Genomic DNA, 23557 nt, shown 5'->3' on the forward strand with positions numbered 1-23557 from the left:
CGTTGGCTGTAACCGCCTCATAAACCACACATTCAATTAATCTGATACCAGATTTATGCTCTTATCTTCAATAATCAGGAGATAAAAGCATGGCGAAACTACGTAGCGATCAGGAATGGCTGGAAATATTTAAGAAATACGAAAGCAGCACACTTACCCAAAGGGAGTTCTGTCAGAAAAATAAAATCAGCTCATCGACTTTCTTTATGAAAAGGCGTTTGCTGAAATGTTCCGGAGAAAGTGATCAGAGTGGGTTTGTTCGGGCTGAAATTACTGAGCACTCTCGTTATCAGGTAATCAATCCTGTTGCGGCAAATATGACGCTTATGTTTAACAATGTTGAGTTGAGTATTCCTCAGGGAACGCCAACATCCTATCTTGCGGAATTGATTGGTGCACTATCATCATGATGGGACTTACCAATCCTCCTGCCATTTATCTGTATCGTGAGTATGTTGATTTTAGAAAGTCCATCAACGGTCTGGCTGCATTGGTTGAGTCGGAAACCGACCTGCCTCTTGGCTCTGGCGCTTTGTTCCTGTTTACCAACAGGCAGCGCAACAAAATCAAGATACTTTACTGGGATAAAACCGGCTTTGCCGCTCTGGTACAAACGTCTGGAAAAAGCCAGATTCAAATGACCCTGTCAGGAAAAAAACAGGTGTTTACCCTCAGAAAATCAGAGCTGAACAGGTTGTTATCCGGCTTCACGATAATCGGTCATAAATCCATTGAAATACACGATTTTACAATGAGTTGACCGACATAAAAGTCAGATATATCAGGTGCGTTAGTGGCATTTTTAGTATAATAAATACCATGAAAACGATACCTGATATTAATCCTGACAGCCAAGATATTGCCGAGCTTCAAGCGATGGTCAGACAGCTAATGTCTGAAAAACAGACGTTGCTCGAGCAGTTCAAACTGGCGATTGACCGTCAGTTCGCCAAGCGAAGTGAGGCGCTGAAACCGTATAATGACGCTCAGGGTGACTTATTTAATGAAGTGGAAGTGGAAGCGTCAAAAGAGGAAGAAACTGAAGAAGTCGTTACCACGACAACAACAAAAAAAGTCCGTGGCAAACGCAAACCGCTTCCTAAGGACTTACCTCGTGAACGAATCGTTCTTGACCTGGATGATGACGAAAAAGTCTGCTCATGCTGTCAGCATCCGCTGCATAAAATCGTTGAAGATATCAGTGAGAAGTTGGAGTTTACTCCTGCGGTACTGAACGTTATCGAGTATGTCCGTCCCAAGTATGGTTGCCGTCATTGTGAAAAAGAAGCAGAAAGCGTCACCATACATCAGAAGCCAGCACCTGCCAGTATTATCCCGAAAAGCTTTGCCACTGAAAGTCTGCTGACCAATATCATCCTCGGTAAATACCAGTATGCACTACCACTTTATCGTCAGGAAAGTCTGTTCCAACAGTCCGGTATTGAACTCTCCAGAACGACCATGACACGCTGGGTTATGACGGTCAGCGAACACTTTACTCCGTTATATCAGGCCCTAAAAACGTATCTTCTTCAACAAATAGTCGTTCATGCGGATGAAACCCCATTGAATGTACTCAAAGAAGAGAAGCAATCTTATATGTGGGTTTACTGCTCAGGTGCCGATTCGCCGGAAGCGACCTTGGATGGAATGAAAAATGTCGTGTTGTTCGATTATCAGAATAGTCGCGCCAAGGCATGTCCGGAAACATTCTTTGGGGATTATAATGGTTATCTGCAAACTGATGGTTATCCTGCCTACGATGGCCTGTCCAAAGTGAAACATCTGGGGTGTCTTGCTCACGCCCGACGTAAATTTATGGATGCGAAAAAGCTGCAAGGGAAAGGCAAAACGGGCAAAGCGGATGTTGCTCTGGCAAAAATCCAGAAACTGTATGCACTGGAAACTCGCCTGAAAGGAAAAACCGCCCAGGAGAGAATGGCTGAACGGCAGAAACTGGCAACGCCGATGCTTAATGATTTATATGAGTGGCTGACATCATCAAAAGTGGTCGAATCGACTCCATTAGGTAAAGCTATCAAGTACACGGTGAATCAATGGCCAAAGTTGGTTCGTTATGTGGAAGGCAGTCACCTTCCTATCGACAATAACCGAGCTGAGCGGGCAATAAAATCCATAGTCATTGGCCGAAAAAATTGGCTTTTTGCTGATACTTCAAAAGGTGCGGACGCCAGTGCGATACTTTACAGTATCATCGAAACCTCCAAAGCCGACGGACTTATCCTGTATGAATATCTGGTCCGGTGCATGAAAGAGCTGGCAAAACCAGAGCCAGATATCGACTCTCTTCTTCCCTGGAACTTATCTCATTAAGTTAGCGCCCGTGGTTTTGTGGGGCGCTCACTTTGAAATGTCGATTAGCCGTCAGTTTGATAAACCTAAAGGAATGCACTGGAAAAATTTAACAGAAAACTGGCTCAGTTGAATGAGTTAGAAACGGTTTATTGGTCTCGCTACTGTGTTTTGTTTGACAGGCTTTATCCTAGTTTTTCTAATGCGAATTAAAGGTGTGATTTGGGTATGCGTGTAACCATGTGTGTAACTATTAACAAAAAGAGGCTATTCATTTCTAAATAAGCCTCTTTAAATACAATGTGTTAACCCTTATTGGATTAGTTCATGCCGTATTTTTTTAGCTTCTTGCGAAGTGTTCCACGGTTGATTCCCATCATGTTTGCTGCGCGAGTCTGGTTTCCGCGAGTGTATTGCATGATGGTATCTAGCAGAGGTTGCTCTACTTCAGCTAGAACTAATTCGTATAGCTCTGTTACTTCTTGTCCATTTAACTGAGCAAGATAGTTTTTAAGAGATGCTTTAACGGAGTCACGTAAAGGCTTTTGCGTGATTTGATCTTGTGAAGTTACGGTTGTTACTGTTAAAGCTTCTGAAGTCAGATTTTGTTCGAACATATTCGGTCTAGCTCTTCTCTTAATTATATGATGCAACTTTGTCAAAATAACCCTCTAATGCTTCCAGTTGTAGCCCGGCTACTTCTATGGCATTGAAGGTACGGCGAAACTCACCTGCTTGTTTATGTTCCTTTAAGTACCAGCTAACGTGCTTACGCGCGATTCGTGGTCCTAAATACTCACCATAAAAATGATGGAGAGCAAGAACATGACCAAGCAGTATTTCCTTCACTTCCTTAACCGGAAGTGTTGGCATTGTGATGCCGTTTTCCAAAAAATAGTGGATTTCATTAAAAATCCATGGACGTCCCTGTGCAGGTCGTCCGATCATTAAAGCATCCGCACCGGTGTAATCCAGCACGTACTTTGCTTTCTCCGGACTGTCAATATCGCCATTGGCTATGACAGGGATGGAGATCGCTTGTTTAACGGCTTTAATGCTGTCGTATTCGGCCTCTCCTTTGTACATACAAGTACGGGTTCTGCCATGCAGAGCCAATGCCTGTATGCCACAGTGTTCAGCTAATTTCGCTATGTGGACACAGTTTTTATTTTCTGCATTCCATCCTGTACGGGTTTTTAATGTCACAGGAACATTAACCGCATTGACTACCGCTTTAAGAATCTCTTCTACCAGCCCGGGATAACGTAGTAATGCAGAACCCGCCAGCTTTTTGTTTACTTTTTTCGCCGGGCATCCCATGTTGATATCGATAACTTGCGCACCGTTTTCAACACTGAACTGTGCGGCCTCTGCCATAAGCTGAGGGTCGCTCCCCGCAATCTGGACCGAACGAATACCCGATTCGGCTTCGTGTACCATACGCTGTTTTGACTTTGATGTTTTCCACAGTGCCGGATTGGATGACATCATTTCGCTGACAGCCATGCCTGCACCGTATTGAAGACATAACTCTCGAAAAGGCCGATCAGTAACACCGGCCATCGGTGCCAGAATCAGCTTGTTCTTAAGTAGATAGTTTCCAATCTTCAAAATGTCTTTATCGTTCTTAAACAGCGAAGGCGCGCATTTTACGCATTTTTTTTCGCCCTGAAAAGACTATTATTTGAGCATTTACAATTTGTTTTTGTAAATTGCATGTTTTTCAGTCAATTACAGTCTGAGCTGATCAAATTTTATTCTTACAGCCTGAAATTCTGCACCATTCACTCTGTTCAATAATGGGATCCAGTGTCAGTTCATCGCTGTAATACGTCGCGACATCTGAAGCCTGAGTATCTAATACGCCAGATATAGCAAGTACGCCGGATGGTTTTATCAGACTTTTGATTACCGGGGACAGCTCTCTTAAAGGACCGGCCAGAATGTTGGCAACCACGACATCGGCTGTCAGATTTTCTGGCTGATCTTTGGGCAGAAAAACGTCAAGCCGGTCTTCAACACCATTACGTTTGGCATTATCCCGGGAAGCTGTCAGAGCCTGAGGATCGATATCAATACCAATGACTTTTTCTGCTCCCAGTTTTATAGCTGCAATGGCCAGAATACCGGAACCACAGCCGAAATCGATTACGGTCTTACCGTTTAAATCAAGGCCATCCAGCCACTCAAGGCAAAGTGCGGTTGTTGGATGAGTACCGGTTCCGAAGGCCAGCCCGGGGTCGAGCATGACATTGACAGCATTGGGTTCGGGAATGTCTCTCCAGCTTGGACAAACCCATAACCGTTGACCAAATTTCATTGGGTGGAAGTTATCCATCCATTCTCTTTCCCAGTCTTTATCTTCAATTTGCTCGACTTTATGAGCAAAATTTTCCGGTAAAAGTTCAAAGGCCTGAATTTGTTCTAAAATCAGCCGGGTATCGGCTTCGGCATCATAGAGAGCCAGTATATCGGTATCTCCCCACAGTCGTGTTTCACCCGGCATAGGTTCAAAAACAGGCGTGTCTTTGGCATCAAGGAAAGTAACGGAAAGCGCTCCGGTTTCTTCCATTAACCTGTCACCGATCAGTTCGGCATTCTCATTTGTCGCATTAAGCTTAATTTGAATCCAAGGCATAGCTGTAACCTGTTAATACTAATATTTGGCGCAGAGTTTAGCAGAAGTTATGACGTTTGTCTGATGACAAAAAAGCCCGTTCGGTTGTGGAACGGGCTGCCTGTTATCAGAGGATATCGGCTTACTGAAGACCAAGTTTCTTCTCAAGATAGTGGATGTTGGCCCCACCATGTTGGAAGTTTTCGTCCATCATGATTGATTGTTGTAGAGGAACATTCGTTTTAATGCCTTCCAAAATCATCTCATTGAGTGCATTTTTCATACGGGCGATGGCGACATCCCGGTTTTCACCGTAGGCAATCAGCTTTCCGACCATAGAATCGTAATGCGGTGGAACGGTATATCCCGTATAAATATGAGATTCCCAGCGTATTCCCATACCGCCTGGCGAATGGAACTGAGTAATTTTACCAGGAGAAGGTAGGAAGCGCTCAGGATCTTCTGCGTTGATACGGCATTCGATCGCATGACCATGGATCTTAATATCGCTTTGCGTAAAAGACAGAGGCTGTCCCGCTGCGATACGCAGCTGTTCTTTAATGATATCGACACCTGTAACCATCTCGGTGACCGGGTGTTCAACCTGAACGCGAGTATTCATTTCGATAAAGTAGAATTCACCGTTTTCATACAGGAATTCAAACGTACCGGCACCACGATAGCCGATTTCAATACAGGCACGGGTACAGCGCTCACCGATGTATTTCCGCATTTCTTCGGTAATACCCGGCGCTGGAGCTTCTTCTACTACTTTCTGGTGGCGTCGTTGCATTGAACAGTCACGTTCACCTAAATGGATAGCATTGCCTTGCCCATCGGCCAGTACCTGAACTTCAACGTGACGTGGGTTCTCCAGATATTTCTCCATGTAAACCATGTCGTTATTAAAAGCCGCTTTGGCTTCTGCACGAGTCAGAGAAATGGCTTCTACGAGATCTGCTTCGCCGCGGACAACTCGCATTCCACGACCACCGCCACCACCGGAGGCTTTGATGATTACCGGGTAGCCAATGCGTTTAGCAAACGATTTATTTTTTGCTTCATCGTCGTCAAGTGGACCGTCAGAACCGGGTACACAAGGAACGCCAGCTTTTTTCATGGCTGAAATCGCTGATACTTTGTCGCCCATCATGCGGATGGTTTCTGCTTTGGGGCCGACAAAAATAAAGCCGGATTTTTCAACCTGTTCCGCAAAGTCCGCATTTTCAGATAAGAAACCATAGCCCGGATGGATAGCGATGGCTCCGGTAACTTCTGCCGCTGAAATAATGCGGGGGATATTTAAATAGCTGTCAATACTACGTGCAGGGCCAATACAAATGGCTTCATCGGCCAGCAGGACGTGTTTTAAGTCGCGATCGGCTGTTGAGTGAACGGCAACAGTCTTGATGCCTAATTCTTTACATGCGCGAAGAATGCGAAGTGCTATTTCACCCCGGTTCGCGATGACAATTTTATCTAGCATGGTTATCCGTCCCGTTTATTATTCGATAACAACAAGTGGTTGGTCGAATTCAACAGGTTGCCCGTCTTCAACAAGAATTGCAGTGACAACACCAGCTTTATCTGATTCGATTTGATTCATCATTTTCATTGCTTCAACAATACACAAGGTATCGCCGACGTTAACGCTCTGACCAATTTCTACGAATGCTTTAGCATCCGGACTTGGAGCACCATAAAATGTTCCAACCATTGGCGAAAGTACCTGATGACCAGCGGGAACAGCCGGAGTTGATTCTGCTGCTGGTGCCGCGGCAGGAGCGGGTGCCGGAGCAGCTACAGGAGCTGCTGCATATTGAACTGGTGCTACCGGAGCGGCTGAAGCAGGGCTGTTACGGCTGATTCGTACAGATTCTTCACCTTCGGAAATTTCCAGCTCAGCGATACCAGATTCTTCAACTAATTCGATAAGCTTTTTAATTTTACGAATATCCATTGTGCTCATGTCTCTTTTTATCTCGTTAATAGACAACCTCTGCAGCGAGGTTGTTAAATATTCATTGTTTAATGCTCTTCAGTGTTTGGATTGCTGAAGAAAGCGCAAATTCGTACCCTTGTGCTCCTAAGCCACAGATGACCCCCTTCGCCTTATCAGACAAGTAAGAATGATGGCGAAAACTTTCTCTGGCGTGAATATTTGATAGGTGCACTTCAATAAAAGGGATATCGACACCAAGTAATGCATCTCTTATTGCTACACTGGTATGAGTAAATGCAGCGGGATTAATAATAATAAAATCCACTTTTTGATATGCATTATGTATCTTTTCAATAATTTCGTACTCACGGTTTGACTGAAGATGATCCAGTATGATGTCAGCGGCTTCCGCCTGTTCCTGAAGCGTCGAAATAATGTCATCCAGAGTTTGCGAACCATAATGAGCTGGTTCCCGTAATCCCAGAAGATTTAAATTAGGACCGTTGAGGACAAGTATGCGAAATTTTGCTGTCATTGTGCGGTTATCTTCCTATATTGTGGTACTTCGACATCATAATCCTATATTTATAAAAATCGACATAAAATTTTTATAAACTTTAAAAGAAAAATAATGGAATAAGTAAGATTATAGCTAATTCAATACAAATAGCAGCAAATTAATAGTATTATCACCGAAAAATGTTAACTTTATTGTGTGAGTTATCTTTCAGACTATAAAAATAAATTAATCTCTGCAATTTATGTTCTAAGGTTAAATGACCACTTTTTATGCACAATGTTCCATTGTTTTTCAAAAAAAGTGATATAGACTGACCAATGATTCAGTTTAGGCGCTAATGTGGTTTAACATTGCATGAGCAAAACAGGGAAAGGTTATACAAAATAACTGACCCTTTTTCCGTTTAATGAAGACGTGCATAATAGCGGCGCATTTTATCCCTTCTTGATGAGATTTTTATGTTAAAGACAACGCCCTTCCGCTGGGCATCGCAATTCTTTTTCGGTTTCTTTTTTGTTTATGGTGTTTATTTACCTTTCTGGGCGCTCTGGCTGAAATATGAAGGAATGGATCCGGGGCAAATCGGAATTCTTGTCGGAGTCGCCTTTGCGACACGTTGCGCCGTAAATTTAATTTTGACCCCCCGAATTCACCGCGCTGAAAAGCTTGTTCCGGTTTTGCGCTGGTTGAGTCTGATTAGTATAGCCAGTCTGGTGTTATTTTCGTTTAGTAATAACTTTTACTGGTTACTTTTGGTTACGGTGTTGTTCAATCTTTGCATTGGACCGACAATGCCTCTTTCGGACTCCGTGGCAAACTATTATTCAAAGCTCAACTTGCTTGATTACGGTCGTTCCCGGTTATGGGGATCATTTGCTTTTATAGTCGGCTCCACATTAGTTGGCTGGCTGGCCGTACATCTTGGAGGACAGGTCATTCTTTATACAGCACTGGCCGGTGCCTGCGCTTTATTATTAATGTCTGTACGTAATCCGGATCCTTATCCGGTGGACAGTGATACAGGCCGCAGTCGTAAAGGGGAGTCCCTGATTCGATTATTGAAAAATAAATCCGTTGTGCTTTTTCTGGTTCTTGTTGCCTGTATACAAGGAAGCCATGCTGCATATTACGGATTTAGTTCGATTTACTGGAAATCGGTTGGTTATAGTGAAGAAACGATTGGTTATCTGTGGAGCCTTGGTGTTATCGCTGAAATCATTGTGTTTGCTGTCAGCAAAACGGTGTTCTCCGGCTGGACGATTCGGGGACTGTTTATGCTTTCTTCCTGTGCTGTTATTGTTCGCTGGGGGGTAACGGCATTAACATATGAACTTTTTGCATTGGTTTTTGTTCAGTTATTTCATAGTTTGACGTTTGCTTCTGCACACATAGCTGCCATACGTTACATTCAGAATGCACCTAACCATCTTATGGTGCCATTACAGGCTCTTTATAATGCTATTCCACTGGGGCTGGTTATCGCTATTCTGACTCCCATGTCTGGGTGGGGATTCGAGCACTGGGGAGGGAAGGTGTTTTTAGCCATGTCGGCGATGGGGGTTATTGCCTTGTTTGTTCCTGTCCGGTTATTAGGGAAGAATGGTGTCGGGGATGCTACGAGCCGGGAATTATCGGCAGGTTCTCGCAGTAAATAATCAGTCTGGATTTTCTTTCTTCAGAAATAATGACAGCAAACAGTTAGTCGTTACTTCCGGGTAACTGTTTGCTGAATCGGTTTATTTGATTGTCAGAGGCCAGCCTATGTCGGTTTGACGGTAAGCTTCACTTTCCAATTCTGCTTTGGTCAGAGGATTTCTCTCCAGCCAGTTCTTATCTATCATCAGTGTTAAATTGTCGTCTTCAGCCTCTAAAGTAAAACCGGGTTGTAATTTAACATTACGACGATGAGTAAGCAGGATCGCAAGACGAAGTAACCGCAATACCCGTTTTGCACTGGTACCGGACAGAGCATATTGCTCAGGTAACATTGTTAAGGTTTCCCGGTAGCGTTTAGTCAGTTCTCCTAAATACTGCTTTTGAGCCCGGGTATAGCCTGGAAGATCAAGGTGTTGTAATAAGTAAGCACCATGTTCTCCCCCTTTTTTGAAGTCAATGGATAAACCGATTTCGTGGAGTTGTGCTGCCGTTCTGAGTAACATTTCCCCCTGTGGTTCTGCTATCCACTTTGCTCCTCCACATTGTTGAAGCAATAAACTGGCCACATCGGCAACCTGCCTGGCGTACGGTTTATCAATTTGATAACGAGCCTGAACACTGTTGATCGTTCTTGAGCGAATATCACTTTGACGCAGTTCATCCACCATTTCATAAACCAAACCTTCTCTGAGTGCGCCTCCGGCCAAAGTCATCGCTTCTATGCCCAAAAGCTCAAATATCGCAATGAGAATGGATAGACCACTGGGAAACACCAGAGCCCGTTCCAGAGTCAATCCGGTGATTTCCAGTTCTTCAAGATGATCGGCCATCATGGCTTGTTGCTGAAGGCGTTTCAACTTGGCCAGTGTTATGACTTCGTCCATTCCCTGAGCTAGCATAATCTCCTGTAAAGCCTGAACGGTTCCACTGGCTCCGACACAGACATTCCAGCCCAAATGGCAATATTTTTCCAGAATCGGCTGTATGGTCTGTTTGGCCGCATCAATTGCATCTCTGAAATTTTCTTCAGTTAGCTGCCTGTCTCTGAAGTATTTTTCCAGCCAGGTTACACATCCCATTTTCAGACTGGTCAATGCCTTAGCATCAAACCCTTCACCGATAATAAGCTCAGTACTTGCACCTCCGATATCGACAACAAGGCGCCGGCCAACGCCTCCGGAGGTATGAGCAACGCCCTGGTAGATAATGGCCGCTTCATCTTCTCCCGGGATGACGTTGATATCGTATCCCAGAATCTGATTGGCCTTTTTTAGAAAAATATCAACGTTAATTGCGGTTCTTAAGGTCGCTGTGCCAACAATTCGGATATTCTCAGCAGGAATGTCTTGTAAACGTTCGGCAAATAATGCCAGACAATCCCACCCTCGTTGCATTGCTTCTGTGCTCAGCTCATTATTTTCATTTAACCCTGCAGCCAAACGCACTTTGCGTTTTATTTTAGCCATAGTTTGAACGCTGCCATCGATATGCCTGACGATAAGCATATGGAAACTGTTTGATCCTAAATCAATTGCAGCGTATAGCGGTGAAGGTTCGTTCGAGCTCATATACGACCTGGGCTTCCTTAATTATGTTGCGTTGTGTTTTTATTCTTAGAGTATGGTTTTTTATTTCGGTTTGAGCGCCGGTTTGAATGTGAACCGCCGGTATTAGTTCTGCGGAACTGGCGGGAATGGCGCATTCTCAGTGGTTCGGGTAAATCCTGAAGCAGTGCTGATGCGTCGTATTCTGATACCGGAATCGAATGCTCAATGTATTCTTCAATCGCAGGAAGATTAATCGCGTACTCTTCACAGGCAAAACTGATAGAGCTGCCACTGGCACCGGCTCGTCCTGTCCGACCGATTCGGTGTACATAGTCTTCACAGTCATCCGGAAGATCATAGTTGAAAACATGAGTCACTTCAGGAATATGTAAGCCTCGGGCTGCAACATCGGTAGCGACCAGAATATCGAGTTGGCCGTGGGTAAACTCGTCCAGAATGCGTTCACGCTTCTTCTGTGGAACATCACCGGTTAGCAGACCAACCCGATGACCGTCGGCAGCAAGATGTCCCCATACCGATTCACATTTGTGTTTTGTATTGGCAAAAATGATAGCCCGTTCCGGCCATTCTTCTTCTATCAGAGTCTGGAGAAGAGCCATTTTATGTTCATTAGAAGGGTAGAATAGTTCTTCTTTGATTCGGTGACCCGTTTTCTGTTTGGGTTCTACCACTATATGTTCAGGTGATGTCATGTGTTCAAAAGCCAGTTCCTGAACACGATAGGAGAGTGTTGCTGAAAACAGCATATTAAGCCTGTCAGCAGGTGCAGGCATTCGTCTGAAGAGGAAACGAATGTCTTTAATAAAGCCTAAATCGAACATGCGGTCTGCTTCATCAAGCACAACAACTTGAATATCATTCAGGTTAAATACACGCTGTTTATAAAAATCGATGATTCTACCCGTCGTTCCAATCAGGATATCAACGCCATTTCCAAGATTTTTTAATTGCTTATCGTAGCTTTCTCCACCATATGCAAGGCAGGCTTTAATCCCTGTCGATTGAATAAGCGGCTCAGCATCATGAAAAATTTGTATCGCTAACTCCCGGGTCGGTGCCATAATTATAGCTCGAGGTTGGGAAGCATTTCTTCCTTCTCGTGCTGGGGTTGTCAGCAAGTGGTTAAAGGTAGCAGTAAGAAACGCGAGCGTTTTACCAGTCCCTGTTTGGGCCTGGCCTGCAATGTCTTGGCCGGAGAGCAGTACCGGCAACGCCAAAGCTTGAATAGGGGTACATAATTCGAACCCTTTTTGTTTCAAACCTTCAATAATTTGAGGCTCTAACCCCAAATTGGCGAATTTTTGCTCTGTGATATGTGTCTTCTTCATTGCTATAGAATATCAGTTTAAGCTTGCAATACGGAAGTAAATACATTCCAATAGAGCATCTATTTACTAATTGTTATGCAATTGGTTCAGGAAAAACACATTGGAGTCAAAGATGAGTGATAAATTTTTGCAGCTAACTGATGACAGTTTTGAAAGTGATGTGATCAAAGCTGCAGGACCTGTTCTTGTTGATTTCTGGGCAGAATGGTGCGGTCCATGTAAAATGATTGCTCCTATTCTTGATGAAATTGCGGATGAGTACCAAGATAAACTCACTATCGGTAAGCTGAACATTGACCACAATGCAGGAACACCACCAAAATTTGGTATTCGTGGTATTCCTACGTTGTTACTTTTTAAAGATGGGAACGTCGCTGCAACGAAAGTTGGCGCACTATCTAAAACTCAGTTAAAAGAGTTTTTGGATGAAAATCTTTAAGTGAAAATGAGGCCGTACATTGATCAATGTACGGTTTTATTTTTAGAATTTAAACAAACTCTAGACTAGACTTACTTTTAGTGCTAGTTTAGTGCACATTAATTAGGCAAGTGTTCACTTCTTGGTCAATCCTGAGACCAAAATTTTTCTTAATTTTACTAGCAAACAGATTCCTATTTTGACTAAACAAGTATCCACCATAATGAATTTAACAGAATTGAAGAACAGAGCTGTTTCCGATCTCATCAAGCTGGGAGAATCCCTGGGGCTTGAGAATTTGGCTCGTTTACGTAAACAGGACATGATTTTCTCTATACTGAAAGCGCATGCTCGAAGTGGAGAAGATATCTTTGGGGATGGTGTGTTAGAAATCCTTCAAGATGGTTTTGGTTTCTTACGTAGTGCTGACAGTTCTTACTTGGCCGGCCCGGATGACATTTATGTGTCGCCAAGCCAGATTCGTCGTTTTAATCTGCGTACCGGGGACTCTATCTCCGGAAAAATTCGTCCGCCAAAAGAAGGTGAACGGTATTTCGCTCTTCTTAAAGTGAATTCCGTCAATGACGACAAGCCGGATAATGCCCGCAATAAAATACTTTTTGAAAACTTAACCCCGCTTCATGCAAATGAACGCATGAAAATGGAGCGGGGAAATGGTTCAACAGAAGATATTACTGCCCGTGTTCTGGACTTAGCTTCTCCTATTGGTAAAGGTCAGCGCGGTTTGATTGTTGCGCCACCTAAAGCTGGTAAGACGATGCTGTTGCAAAATATTGCACAGAGCATTGCTCATAATCATCCTGAATGTGAGCTGATGGTCCTTCTTATTGATGAACGTCCGGAAGAAGTGACAGAAATGCAGCGCCTTGTAAAAGGTGAAGTGGTTGCATCAACATTTGATGAGCCGGCTTCTCGCCATGTACAGGTTGCAGAGATGGTAATTGAAAAGGCAAAACGTCTTGTTGAGCATAAGAAAGACGTTGTTATCCTGCTTGATTCGATCACTCGCCTGGCTCGTGCTTACAATACGGTTGTACCTTCATCAGGTAAAGTACTGACTGGTGGTGTGGATGCCAATGCTCTGCATCGTCCGAAGCGTTTCTTTGGTGCCGCTCGTAATGTTGAAGAAGGTGGCAGCTTAACGATCATCGCGACTGCATTGGTTGATACCGGCTCTAAAATGGATGAAGTTATTTACGAAGAGTTTAAAGGTACCGGTAACATGGAGCTGCACCTCAACCGTAAGATTGCGGAAAAACGTGTTTTCCCTGCCATCGACTTTAATCGCTCAGGTACCCGTCGTGAAGAGTTACTTACCAAAGCCGATGAATTACAGAAAATGTGGATTTTACGCAAGATTGTTCACCCTATGGGAGAAACAGATGCGATGGAATTCCTGATTGATAAACTGGCGATGACAAAAACAAACGATGAGTTTTTTGACGCAATGAGACGTCAATAGGCATTCCGGTTCGAATACTAAAAACGCCATCGAAAAACGATGGCGTTTTTTTGTATGTTTTCTGGGGTTGTGCTTTGAAAACCGGAAACACTGGAGTCCGCTTTCAGTGAATAAAGGGTTTTTGTTATACTCAATTCATGTTTCGCAACGGTACTTACCCATATGAAATTTACGGATTTGCGGGAGTTTATCGACTATTTAGAAGAAAATGGTCAGCTCAAACGGATTAAACATCCTATTGATCCGCAGTATGAAATGACGGAGATCAGCGATAGAACGCTTCGGGCTAATGGCCCTGCGTTGTTATTTGAAAACCCGATTGGTTACAACTTCCCTGTATTGACTAACCTGTTTGGGACGCCTGAACGCGTTGCCATGGGAATGGGGCGAGAGCACGTTCGGGAATTGAGAGAAGTCGGTGAACTATTGGCTTACCTTAAAGAACCTGAGCCACCAAAAGGTTTCCGCGATGCCATTGATAAACTGCCAGTCTTTAAACAGGTGCTTAATATGCCGACAAAGCGTTTGAGAAAAGCAGCTTGTCAGGAAATTATCTGGCAGGGAGAAGAGGTTAATTTAGATAAAATACCTGTAATGAGTTGTTGGCCGGGAGATGTGGCACCGCTATTAACGTGGGGATTGACAGTAACAAAAGGGCCAACCAAAAAACGGCAAAATATCGGAATCTACCGTCAGCAAAAACTGGCTAAAAACAAAATTATTATGCGGTGGCTTGCTCATCGCGGAGGAGCATTAGACCTTCGTGATTGGGTAGACGAACACCCGGGAGAGCCATTTCCTGTATCGGTTGCTTTTGGTGCGGATCCGGCCACTATTTTGGGGGCTGTTACTCCAGTGCCTGATACTTTATCTGAATATGCCTTTGCCGGTTTGCTGCGAGGCAGTAAGACAGAAGTGGTTAAATCGGTTAGTAATGATTTAGAAATACCGGCCAGTGCAGAAATTGTGCTGGAAGGTTATATCGACCCAAATGAGTATGCAGATGAAGGACCGTATGGCGATCACACTGGTTATTTTAATGAAGTAGAAAAACATCATGTGTTTACTATCACGCACATAACGATGCGCAAAGATGCCATCTACCACAGTACCTATACGGGACGTCCACCCGATGAACCGGCAGTGCTGGGAGTGGCTCTGAATGAAGTATTCGTTCCTATTCTGCAGAAGCAGTTTCCTGAAATTGTCGATTTTTACTTACCACCTGAAGGGTGTTCCTATCGTATGGCCGTTGTTACGATGAAAAAACAATATCCCGGTCATGCGAAGAGAGTGATGATGGGAATCTGGTCATTTTTGCGGCAATTTATGTATACAAAATTTGTGATTGTATGTGATGATGATGTTGATGCGAGAGACTGGAAAGATGTCATCTGGGCTATCACAACCAGAATGGATCCTGCCAGAGATACTGTCATGATAGAGAATACACCAATCGATTCGTTGGATTTTGCGTCACCGGTTGTTGGGTTAGGGTCTAAAATGGGATTAGATGCAACCAATAAATGGCTTGGTGAAACGCAAAGAGATTGGGGAACACCTATCAGGAAAGATCCGAAAATCGTTAGCAGAGTAGATGAATTGTGGGATGAACTGAACATACTACCGTAGATATAATTTGTATTGTTATTCAGGTAACAAAAAGACAGAAGTTTAGCCCGGTTCATTGTTCTCATGAAATATAGCTATATGCTCAGCAGCTATTTTTTATGAGGTTCCATTTATCCTTACCTGTTATGAATAAATGTAAGAGAAAAATAGATGACAATAAAATGTAAAGTAAAGTCGATAACGCCACTGGCATGTAATACCTATAAGATATTATTAAGCCCTGAAGAAAAGGTACAGTTTCAGGCTGGGCAATATCTAATGATAGTGATGGGCGAAAAGGATAAACGGCCTTTTTCCATTGCGAATGCACCGAGTAATGAAGGTGATGACTTAGAGCTTCATATCGGTGCCGCTGAACATAATGCTTATGCTATTGAAGTGGTAGAGGCAATGAAGCTGGCTTTGAATAATAATAGTGAGATTGTCATCGATGTACCACACGGTGATGCATGGTTCCGTGATGATAGCAAAAGACCAGTGATGTTAATTGCGGGTGGTACAGGATTCAGTTATACCCGTTCCATTTTGAAATATTGCATTGACCGGCAGATTAACAGGACAATCTATTTGTATTGGGGAGCAAAAGATTCATGTCAGTTGTATGCGAAAGATGAGCTTAATGATATAGATGTTCAGTATCCTAATATTTCGTTTGTTCCGGTAATCGAGCAGGCTGAAGAAAACTGGACAGGTAAATTGGGAAATGTACTTGAAGCTATTGAAAGCGATTTTTCTTCATTAGAAGAGTTTGATATTTATCTGGCGGGGCGTTTTGAAATGGCTGGTGCTGCTCGTGAGCGTTTCACCCAAAATAAATCCGCAAAAAGTGAGAGGATGTTCGCTGACGCTTACTCCTTTATTTGATCCTAATGATAAGCCAGTAATTAGTGTAAATGCTTTATTCTTACTGGCTTCTGCCTCTTTTTTCACCATAAAAATGAAATATTACAGATTTATGAAGAAAGTGCTTGCACATCTTCATTGAGTCCCTATAATGCCGCCTCACTGACACGGTAACTAAAATAAAATATTAGTTCGCGAAGTCAATCAGGACGGGCAATAGAGAAGTTTCAAAAAGTGTTTGACACTTGCCGTTAACTCTATAAAATGCACCTCCACTTCTTTGGTGAAAATAGCCGGAGAAAAGCTCTTTAACAATATAAACCTATCAATCTGTGTGGGCACTCGTCGGATAAACATCCAAAAGATTTTATCAATGATACGAGTGACCAAAACGAACAGGATTTTTTTTTAGAATGAATGTTTGGCACAGTCAATTCAACATAACATTACTTTTAATAAAGTAGTGCATGTTATCAGTATTCATTGAGCCGATGCTAAGCATCAAAAAAACTTTAATTGAAGAGTTTGATCATGGCTCAGATTGAACGCTGGCGGCAGGCCTAACACATGCAAGTCGGGCGGTAACAGGAGAAAGCTTGCTTTCTTGCTGACGAGCGGCGGACGGGTGAGTAATGCTTAGGAAGTTGCCCGGTAGAGGGGGATAACCATTGGAAACGATGGCTAATACCGCATAATACCTACGGGTCAAAGCAGGGGCTCTTCGGACCTTGCGCTACCGGATACGCCTAAGTGAGATTAGCTGGTTGGTGAGGTAAGAGCTCACCAAGGCGACGATCTCTAGCTGGTCTGAGAGGATGATCAGCCACACTGGAACTGAGACACGGTCCAGACTCCTACGGGAGGCAGCAGTGGGGAATATTGCACAATGGGGGAAACCCTGATGCAGCCATGCCGCGTGTATGAAGAAGGCCTTCGGGTTGTAAAGTACTTTCAGCAGTGAGGAAGGGTGACAGATTAATACTCTGTTATTTTGACGTTAGCTGCAGAAGAAGCACCGGCTAACTCCGTGCCAGCAGCCGCGGTAATACGGAGGGTGCGAGCGTTAATCGGAATTACTGGGCGTAAAGCGCATGTAGGTGGTTGATTAAGTCAGATGTGAAAGCCCGGGGCTTAACCTCGGAATCGCATTTGAAACTGGTTGGCTAGAGTACTGTAGAGGGGGGTAGAATTTCAGGTGTAGCGGTGAAATGCGTAGAGATCTGAAGGAATACCGGTGGCGAAGGCGGCCCCCTGGACAGATACTGACACTGAGATGCGAAAGCGTGGGGAGCAAACAGGATTAGATACCCTGGTAGTCCACGCCGTAAACGATGTCTACTTGGAGGTTGCGGCCTTGAGCTGTGGCTTTCGGAGCTAACGCGTTAAGTAGACCGCCTGGGGAGTACGGTCGCAAGATTAAAACTCAAATGAATTGACGGGGGCCCGCACAAGCGGTGGAGCATGTGGTTTAATTCGATGCAACGCGAAGAACCTTACCTACTCTTGACATCCAGAAAATCCTTTAGAGATAGAGGAGTGCCTTCGGGAATTCTGAGACAGGTGCTGCATGGCTGTCGTCAGCTCGTGTTGTGAAATGTTGGGTTAAGTCCCGCAACGAGCGCAACCCTTATCCTTGTTTGCCAGCACTTCAGGTGGGAACTCCAGGGAGACTGCCGGTGATAAACCGGAGGAAGGTGGGGACGACGTCAAGTCATCATGGCCCTTACGAGTAGGGCTACACACGTGCTACAATGGCGTATACAGAGGGCGGCCAACTTGCGAAAGTGAGCGAATCCCAAAAAGTACGTCGTAGTCCGGATTGGAGTCTGCAACTCGACTCCATGAAGTCGGAATCGCTAGTAATCGTGGATCAGAATGCCACGGTGAATACGTTCCCGGGCCTTGTACACACCGCCCGTCACACCATGGGAGTGGGCTGCAAAAGAAGCAGGTAGTTTAACCTTCGGGAGGACGCTTGCCACTTTGTGGTTCATGACTGGGGTGAAGTCGTAACAAGGTAGCGCTAGGGGAACCTGGCGCTGGATCACCTCCTTACACGATGATGATTATTGTCGAGTGTTCACACAGATTGATACGGTTTACATTATCGAGAGCACCGTTAAACCTCTGCCCTCATTGCGAGCAGAGACTTTTTGTGTCCCGTTCGTCTAGAGGCCTAGGACACCGCCCTTTCACGGCGGTAACAGGGGTTCGACTCCCCTACGGGATACCATCTTTAAGTGTTCTTTTCTTTATGAATGGGAAGAGAATGGTTAAACATGGTTCTTTATGAATCACGCTCTTTAACAATTTGGAAAGCTGACAAAGCAGTTTTGTTTTTTTAAACAAAATTGTTTGTAAAAGTTCTCAATACTTTCTTGTATAAGAAAGACCAACACAATCAAGTGTTCTTGGAAATTGAGTCCGGCAATATCATAGTCTGCCGCATGTATAAAAATGGCAGACAAATCTTGGTGACAAGACCACATTCCGAAACTTTTTCGGGTTGTATGGTTAAGTGACTAAGCGTACATGGTGGATGCCTTGGCAGTCAGAGGCGATGAAGGACGTACTAACTTGCGATAAGCTCAGATGAGGCAGTAAGAGCCACCTGAATCTGAGATTTCCGAATGGGGAAACCCACTTACAGCAGTAAGTATCATTAAGTGAATACATAGCTTAATGAGGCGAACCGGGAGAACTGAAACATCTAAGTACCCCGAGGAAAAGAAATCAACCGAGATTCCGAAAGTAGCGGCGAGCGAAATCGGAGTAGCCCTTAAGCTGATACAGTGTCAGGTGAAGTGTCTGGAAAGGCACGCGATACAGGGTGACAGCCCCGTAACTGACGGCATTGTATGAGTGAAATCGAGTAAGGCGGGACACGTGATATCCTGTTTGAAAATGGGGGGACCATCCTCCAAGGCTAAATACTCCTGACTGACCGATAGTGAACCAGTACCGTGAGGGAAAGGCGAAAAGAACCCCTGTGAGGGGAGTGAAACAGAACCTGAAACCGTGTACGTACAAGCAGTAGGAGCCTACTAGTTAGGTGACTGCGTACCTTTTGTATAATGGGTCAGCGACTTATATTCAGTGGCAAGGTTAACCGATTAGGGGAGCCGTAGCGAAAGCGAGTGTTAACTGCGCGTTTAGTCTCTGGATATAGACCCGAAACCGAGTGATCTAGCCATGGGCAGGTTGAAGGTTGAGTAACATCAACTGGAGGACCGAACCGACTAATGTTGAAAAATTAGCGGATGACCTGTGGCTAGGGGTGAAAGGCCAATCAAACTCGGAGATAGCTGGTTCTCCCCGAAAGCTATTTAGGTAGCGCCTCGGACGAATACTACTGGGGGTAGAGCACTGTTAAGGCTAGGGGGTCATCCCGACTTACCAACCCTTTGCAAACTCCGAATACCAGTAAGTACTATCCGGGAGACACACGGCGGGTGCTAACGTCCGTCGTGGAGAGGGAAACAACCCAGACCGCCAGCTAAGGTCCCAAATTACAGCTAAGTGGGAAACGATGTGGGAAGGCTCAGACAGCTAGGATGTTGGCTTAGAAGCAGCCATCATTTAAAGAAAGCGTAATAGCTCACTAGTCGAGTCGGCCTGCGCGGAAGATGTAACGGGGCTAAGTTGTAAACCGAAGCTGCGGCAATGCGATTTATCGTATTGGGTAGGGGAGCGTTCTGTAAGCCGCTGAAGGTGTGTGGTAACGCACGCTGGAGGTATCAGAAGTGCGAATGCTGACATGAGTAACGATAATGGGGGTGAAAAACCTCCACGCCGGAAGACCAAGGGTTCCTGTCCAACGTTAATCGGGGCAGGGTAAGTCGACCCCTAAGGCGAGGCTGAAAAGCGTAGTCGATGGGAAACGGGTTAATATTCCCGTACTTCTTACTGTTGCGATGGGGGGACGGAGAAGGCTAGATGAGCCTGGCGATGGTTGTCCAGGTTCAAGTGCGTAGGCTTAAGAGTCAGGTAAATCCGGCTCTTTTTAAGGCTGAGACACGACGTCGAGCCACTAAGGTGGTGAAGTCATTGATGCCATGCTTCCAGGAAAAGCCTCTAAGCTTCAGACAGTAAGGAATCGTACCCCAAACCGACACAGGTGGTCGGGTAGAGAATACCAAGGCGCTTGAGAGAACTCGGGTGAAGGAACTAGGCAAAATGGTACCGTAACTTCGGGAGAAGGTACGCTCCTGATGGTGAAGTCCCTTGCGGATGGAGCTGACGGGAGTCGCAGATACCAGGTGGCTGCAACTGTTTATTAAAAACACAGCACTGTGCAAAATCGTAAGATGACGTATACGGTGTGACGCCTGCCCGGTGCCGGAAGGTTAATTGATGCTGTTAGACTTTGGTCGAAGCGGTTGATCGAAGCCCCGGTAAACGGCGGCCGTAACTATAACGGTCCTAAGGTAGCGAAATTCCTTGTCGGGTAAGTTCCGACCTGCACGAATGGCGTAATGATGGCCACGCTGTCTCCACCCGAGACTCAGTGAAATTGAAATCGCTGTGAAGATGCAGTGTACCCGCGGCTAGACGGAAAGACCCCGTGAACCTTTACTACAGCTTGGCACTGAACATTGAGCCTACATGTGTAGGATAGGTGGGAGGCTATGAAACACAGTCGCCAGATTGTGTGGAGCCATCCTTGAAATACCACCCTTGTATGTTTGATGTTCTAACTTGGTCCCCTAATCGGGGATGAGGACAGTGCCTGGTGGGTAGTTTGACTGGGGCGGTCTCCTCCCAAAGAGTAACGGAGGAGCACGAAGGTGGGCTAATCACGGTTGGACATCGTGAGGTTAGTGTAATGGCATAAGCCCGCTTGACTGCGAGAGTGACGGCTCGAGCAGGTGCGAAAGCAGGTCATAGTGATCCGGTGGCTCTGAATGGAAGGGCCATCGCTCAACGGATAAAAGGTACTCCGGGGATAACAGGCTGATACCGCCCAAGAGTTCATATCGACGGCGGTGTTTGGCACCTCGATGTCGGCTCATCACATCCTGGGGCTGAAGTCGGTCCCAAGGGTATGGCTGTTCGCCATTTAAAGTGGTACGCGAGCTGGGTTTAGAACGTCGTGAGACAGTTCGGTCCCTATCTGCCGTGGGCGTTGGAAGATTGAAGGGGGCTGCTCCTAGTACGAGAGGACCGGAGTGGACGAACCTCTGGTGTTCGGGTTGTGATGCCAATCGCATTGCCCGGTAGCTAAGTTCGGAATCGATAACCGCTGAAAGCATCTAAGCGGGAAGCGAGCCCTGAGATGAGTCTTCCCTGGCACTTTAAGTGTCCTGAAGGGTTGTTCGAGACCAGAACGTTGATAGGCAGGGTGTGTAAGCGTTGTGAGGCGTTGAGCTAACCTGTACTAATTGCCCGTGAGGCTTAACCATACAACACCGAAAAGGTTTTGGCGGACTCAAGAGAGAATCTTGGTTGTGGGTTGAGAATAAGACAGCTTTCTGAATTAACGAATTTGCCTGGCGGCCATAGCGATTTGGACCCACCTGACTCCATGCCGAACTCAGAAGTGAAACGAATTAGCGCCGATGGTAGTGTGGGGTTTCCCCATGTGAGAGTAGGACATCGCCAGGCTTTTATTTTGCTTGCTTATTGATTTAAGCAAGTCACCATAAGACTTTAAAAAAGATTAGAGTTTTATGTTGACTTTCAAAGTGGGTAGCGTATTATACGCGTCCTGCTTAAGTGCTAACGCACTGAAAGCAAAGCTCTTTAACAATATAAACCTATCAATCTGTGTGGGCACTCGTCGGATAAACATCCAAAAGATTTTATCAATGATACGAGTGACCAAAACGAACAGGATTTCTTTTTAGAATGAATGTTTGGCACAGTCAATTCAACATAACATTACTTTTGATAAAGTAGTGCATGTTATCAGTATTCATTGAGCCGATGCTAAGGCATCAAAAAACTTTAATTGAAGAGTTTGATCATGGCTCAGATTGAACGCTGGCGGCAGGCCTAACACATGCAAGTCGGGCGGTAACAGAAGAAAGCTTGCTTTCTTGCTGACGAGCGGCGGACGGGTGAGTAATGCTTAGGAAGTTGCCCGGTAGAGGGGGATAACCATTGGAAACGATGGCTAATACCGCATAATACCTATGGGTCAAAGGCGGGGGCTCTTCGGACCTTGCGCTACCGGATACGCCTAAGTGAGATTAGCTGGTTGGTGAGGTAAGAGCTCACCAAGGCGACGATCTCTAGCTGGTCTGAGAGGATGATCAGCCACACTGGAACTGAGACACGGTCCAGACTCCTACGGGAGGCAGCAGTGGGGAATATTGCACAATGGGGGAAACCCTGATGCAGCCATGCCGCGTGTATGAAGAAGGCCTTCGGGTTGTAAAGTACTTTCAGCAGTGAGGAAGGGTGACAGATTAATACTCTGTTATTTTGACGTTAGCTGCAGAAGAAGCACCGGCTAACTCCGTGCCAGCAGCCGCGGTAATACGGAGGGTGCGAGCGTTAATCGGAATTACTGGGCGTAAAGCGCATGTAGGTGGTTGATTAAGTCAGATGTGAAAGCCCGGGGCTTAACCTCGGAATCGCATTTGAACTGGTTGGCTAGAGTACTGTAGAGGGGGGTAGAATTTCAGGTGTAGCGGTGAAATGCGTAGAGATCTGAAGGAATACCGGTGGCGAAGGCGGCCCCCTGGACAGATACCTGACACTGAGATGCGAAAGCGTGGGGAGCAAACAGGATTAGATACCCTGGTAGTCCACGCCGTAAAACGATGTCTACTTGGAGGTTGCGGCCTTGAGCTGTGGCTTTCGGAGCTAACGCGTTAAGTAGACCGCCTGGGGAGTACGGTCGCAAGATTAAAAATCAAATGAATTGACGGGGGGCCCGCACAAGCGGTGGAGCATGTGGTTTAATTCGATGCAAACGCGAAGAACCTTACCTACTCTTGACACCAGAAAATCCTTTAGAGATAGAGGAGTGCCTTCGGGAATTCTGAGACAGGTGCTGCATGGCTGTCGTCAGCTCGTGTTGTGAAATGTTGGGTTAAGTCCCGCAACGAGCGCAACCCTTATCCTTGTTTGCCAGCACTTCGGGTGGGAACTCCAGGGAGACTGCCGGTGATAAACCGGAGGAAGGTGGGGACGACGTCAAGTCATCATGGCCCTTACGAGTAGGGCTACACACGTGCTACAATGGCGTATACAGAGGGCGGCCAACTTGCGAAAGTGAGCGAATCCCAAA

At 45.3% G+C, this 23557-nt stretch carries 16 protein-coding genes, 1 tRNA gene and 4 rRNA genes; 13 read left to right on the plus strand and 8 right to left on the minus strand.

Annotated elements, in window-relative coordinates:
• The first annotated feature begins 89 nt into the window (after positions 1–89).
• The 3 genes from tnpA to tnpC are packed head-to-tail and all read left to right on the plus strand — an operon-like array spanning position 90 to position 2334.
• Entirely contained in the window at positions 90–410 is a 321-nt protein-coding gene (gene tnpA, locus LRQ06_RS07840; RefSeq protein ID WP_232765833.1) for an IS66 family insertion sequence element accessory protein TnpA, read from the plus strand.
• The gene (gene tnpB, locus LRQ06_RS07845; protein ID WP_232765834.1) at positions 407–760 is read left to right on the plus strand and encodes an IS66 family insertion sequence element accessory protein TnpB; all 354 of its coding nucleotides are present in this window, start codon (positions 407–409) and stop codon (positions 758–760) included. The genes tnpA and tnpB overlap by 4 nt, the downstream gene beginning before the upstream one ends.
• 59 nt (positions 761–819) lie before the next feature.
• The gene (gene tnpC, locus LRQ06_RS07850; protein WP_232765835.1) at positions 820–2334 is read left to right on the plus strand and encodes an IS66 family transposase; all 1515 of its coding nucleotides are present in this window, start codon (positions 820–822) and stop codon (positions 2332–2334) included.
• Between the two features lie 299 nt (positions 2335–2633).
• Here tnpC and fis read toward each other — a convergent pair whose 3' ends face one another.
• The 6 genes from fis to aroQ all read right to left on the minus strand — a co-directional run bounded on the left by fis (position 2634) and on the right by aroQ (position 7407).
• Complete coding sequence (gene fis / locus LRQ06_RS07855; protein ID WP_073585509.1) at positions 2634–2930, minus strand: DNA-binding transcriptional regulator Fis; 297 nt, start codon at positions 2928–2930, stop codon at positions 2634–2636.
• Positions 2931–2949: 19 nt separating this feature from the next.
• Positions 2950–3924 carry a tRNA dihydrouridine synthase DusB gene (gene dusB, locus LRQ06_RS07860; RefSeq protein ID WP_232765836.1) on the minus strand — a complete coding sequence of 325 codons (975 nt, stop codon included), beginning with the start codon at positions 3922–3924 and terminating at the stop codon, positions 2950–2952.
• 136 nt (positions 3925–4060) lie between these two features.
• Positions 4061–4951: a 50S ribosomal protein L11 methyltransferase gene (prmA, locus tag LRQ06_RS07865; protein ID WP_232765837.1), complete on the minus strand. Its 891-nt coding sequence runs from the start codon at positions 4949–4951 to the stop codon at positions 4061–4063.
• Between the two features lie 121 nt (positions 4952–5072).
• Positions 5073–6416, minus strand: a complete 1344-nt coding sequence (gene accC, locus LRQ06_RS07870) for an acetyl-CoA carboxylase biotin carboxylase subunit (protein ID WP_232765838.1) — start codon at positions 6414–6416, stop codon at positions 5073–5075.
• 18 nt (positions 6417–6434) lie between these two features.
• On the minus strand, positions 6435–6890 hold the full coding sequence (gene accB / locus LRQ06_RS07875; RefSeq protein ID WP_232765839.1) for an acetyl-CoA carboxylase biotin carboxyl carrier protein: 456 nt from the start codon (positions 6888–6890) through the stop codon (positions 6435–6437).
• 61 nt (positions 6891–6951) lie between these two features.
• A complete protein-coding gene (aroQ, locus tag LRQ06_RS07880) occupies positions 6952–7407 on the minus strand; it encodes a type II 3-dehydroquinate dehydratase (protein ID WP_232765840.1) in 456 nt (151 codons plus the stop codon).
• A 443-nt stretch (positions 7408–7850) separates the two neighbouring features.
• Here aroQ and LRQ06_RS07885 point away from each other — a divergent pair, with 443 nt between their 5' ends.
• Positions 7851–9047: a 3-phenylpropionate MFS transporter gene (locus LRQ06_RS07885; RefSeq protein ID WP_232765841.1), complete on the plus strand. Its 1197-nt coding sequence runs from the start codon at positions 7851–7853 to the stop codon at positions 9045–9047.
• Positions 9048–9128: 81 nt separating this feature from the next.
• Here the strand turns inward: LRQ06_RS07885 and gppA are convergent, their stop codons facing one another.
• Positions 9129–10616, minus strand: a complete 1488-nt coding sequence (gene gppA, locus LRQ06_RS07890) for a guanosine-5'-triphosphate,3'-diphosphate diphosphatase (protein WP_232765842.1) — start codon at positions 10614–10616, stop codon at positions 9129–9131.
• A 17-nt stretch (positions 10617–10633) separates the two neighbouring features.
• A complete protein-coding gene (rhlB, locus tag LRQ06_RS07895) occupies positions 10634–11944 on the minus strand; it encodes an ATP-dependent RNA helicase RhlB (RefSeq protein WP_232765843.1) in 1311 nt (436 codons plus the stop codon).
• Between the two features lie 112 nt (positions 11945–12056).
• On the opposite strand from rhlB, the gene trxA reads away from it, so the two are divergent.
• The 9 genes from trxA to LRQ06_RS07940 all read left to right on the plus strand — a co-directional run.
• Positions 12057–12383, plus strand: coding sequence for a thioredoxin TrxA (gene trxA, locus LRQ06_RS07900; protein WP_232765844.1), 327 nt, complete (start codon positions 12057–12059; stop codon positions 12381–12383).
• 202 nt (positions 12384–12585) lie between these two features.
• On the plus strand, positions 12586–13845 hold the full coding sequence (gene rho / locus LRQ06_RS07905) for a transcription termination factor Rho (RefSeq protein ID WP_232765845.1): 1260 nt from the start codon (positions 12586–12588) through the stop codon (positions 13843–13845).
• Positions 13846–14007: 162 nt separating this feature from the next.
• The gene (gene ubiD / locus LRQ06_RS07910; RefSeq protein WP_232765846.1) at positions 14008–15477 is read left to right on the plus strand and encodes a 4-hydroxy-3-polyprenylbenzoate decarboxylase; all 1470 of its coding nucleotides are present in this window, start codon (positions 14008–14010) and stop codon (positions 15475–15477) included.
• A 150-nt stretch (positions 15478–15627) separates the two neighbouring features.
• On the plus strand, positions 15628–16341 hold the full coding sequence (gene fre / locus LRQ06_RS07915) for an NAD(P)H-flavin reductase (RefSeq protein WP_232765847.1): 714 nt from the start codon (positions 15628–15630) through the stop codon (positions 16339–16341).
• Between the two features lie 492 nt (positions 16342–16833).
• Positions 16834–18375 (plus strand): 16S ribosomal RNA (locus tag LRQ06_RS07920).
• Positions 18376–18477: 102 nt separating this feature from the next.
• A tRNA-Glu gene (locus tag LRQ06_RS07925) sits at positions 18478–18553 on the plus strand.
• 279 nt (positions 18554–18832) lie between these two features.
• Positions 18833–21722 (plus strand): 23S ribosomal RNA (locus LRQ06_RS07930).
• An 86-nt stretch (positions 21723–21808) separates the two neighbouring features.
• Positions 21809–21924, plus strand: a 5S ribosomal RNA gene (rrf, locus tag LRQ06_RS07935).
• A 343-nt stretch (positions 21925–22267) separates the two neighbouring features.
• Positions 22268–23557 (plus strand): 16S ribosomal RNA (locus tag LRQ06_RS07940); the annotation flags it as partial.

Origin of the sequence: Vibrio salinus (genome assembly GCF_021272385.1) — a bacterium.
Classification (GTDB): Bacteria; Pseudomonadota; Gammaproteobacteria; order Enterobacterales; family Vibrionaceae; genus Vibrio; species Vibrio salinus.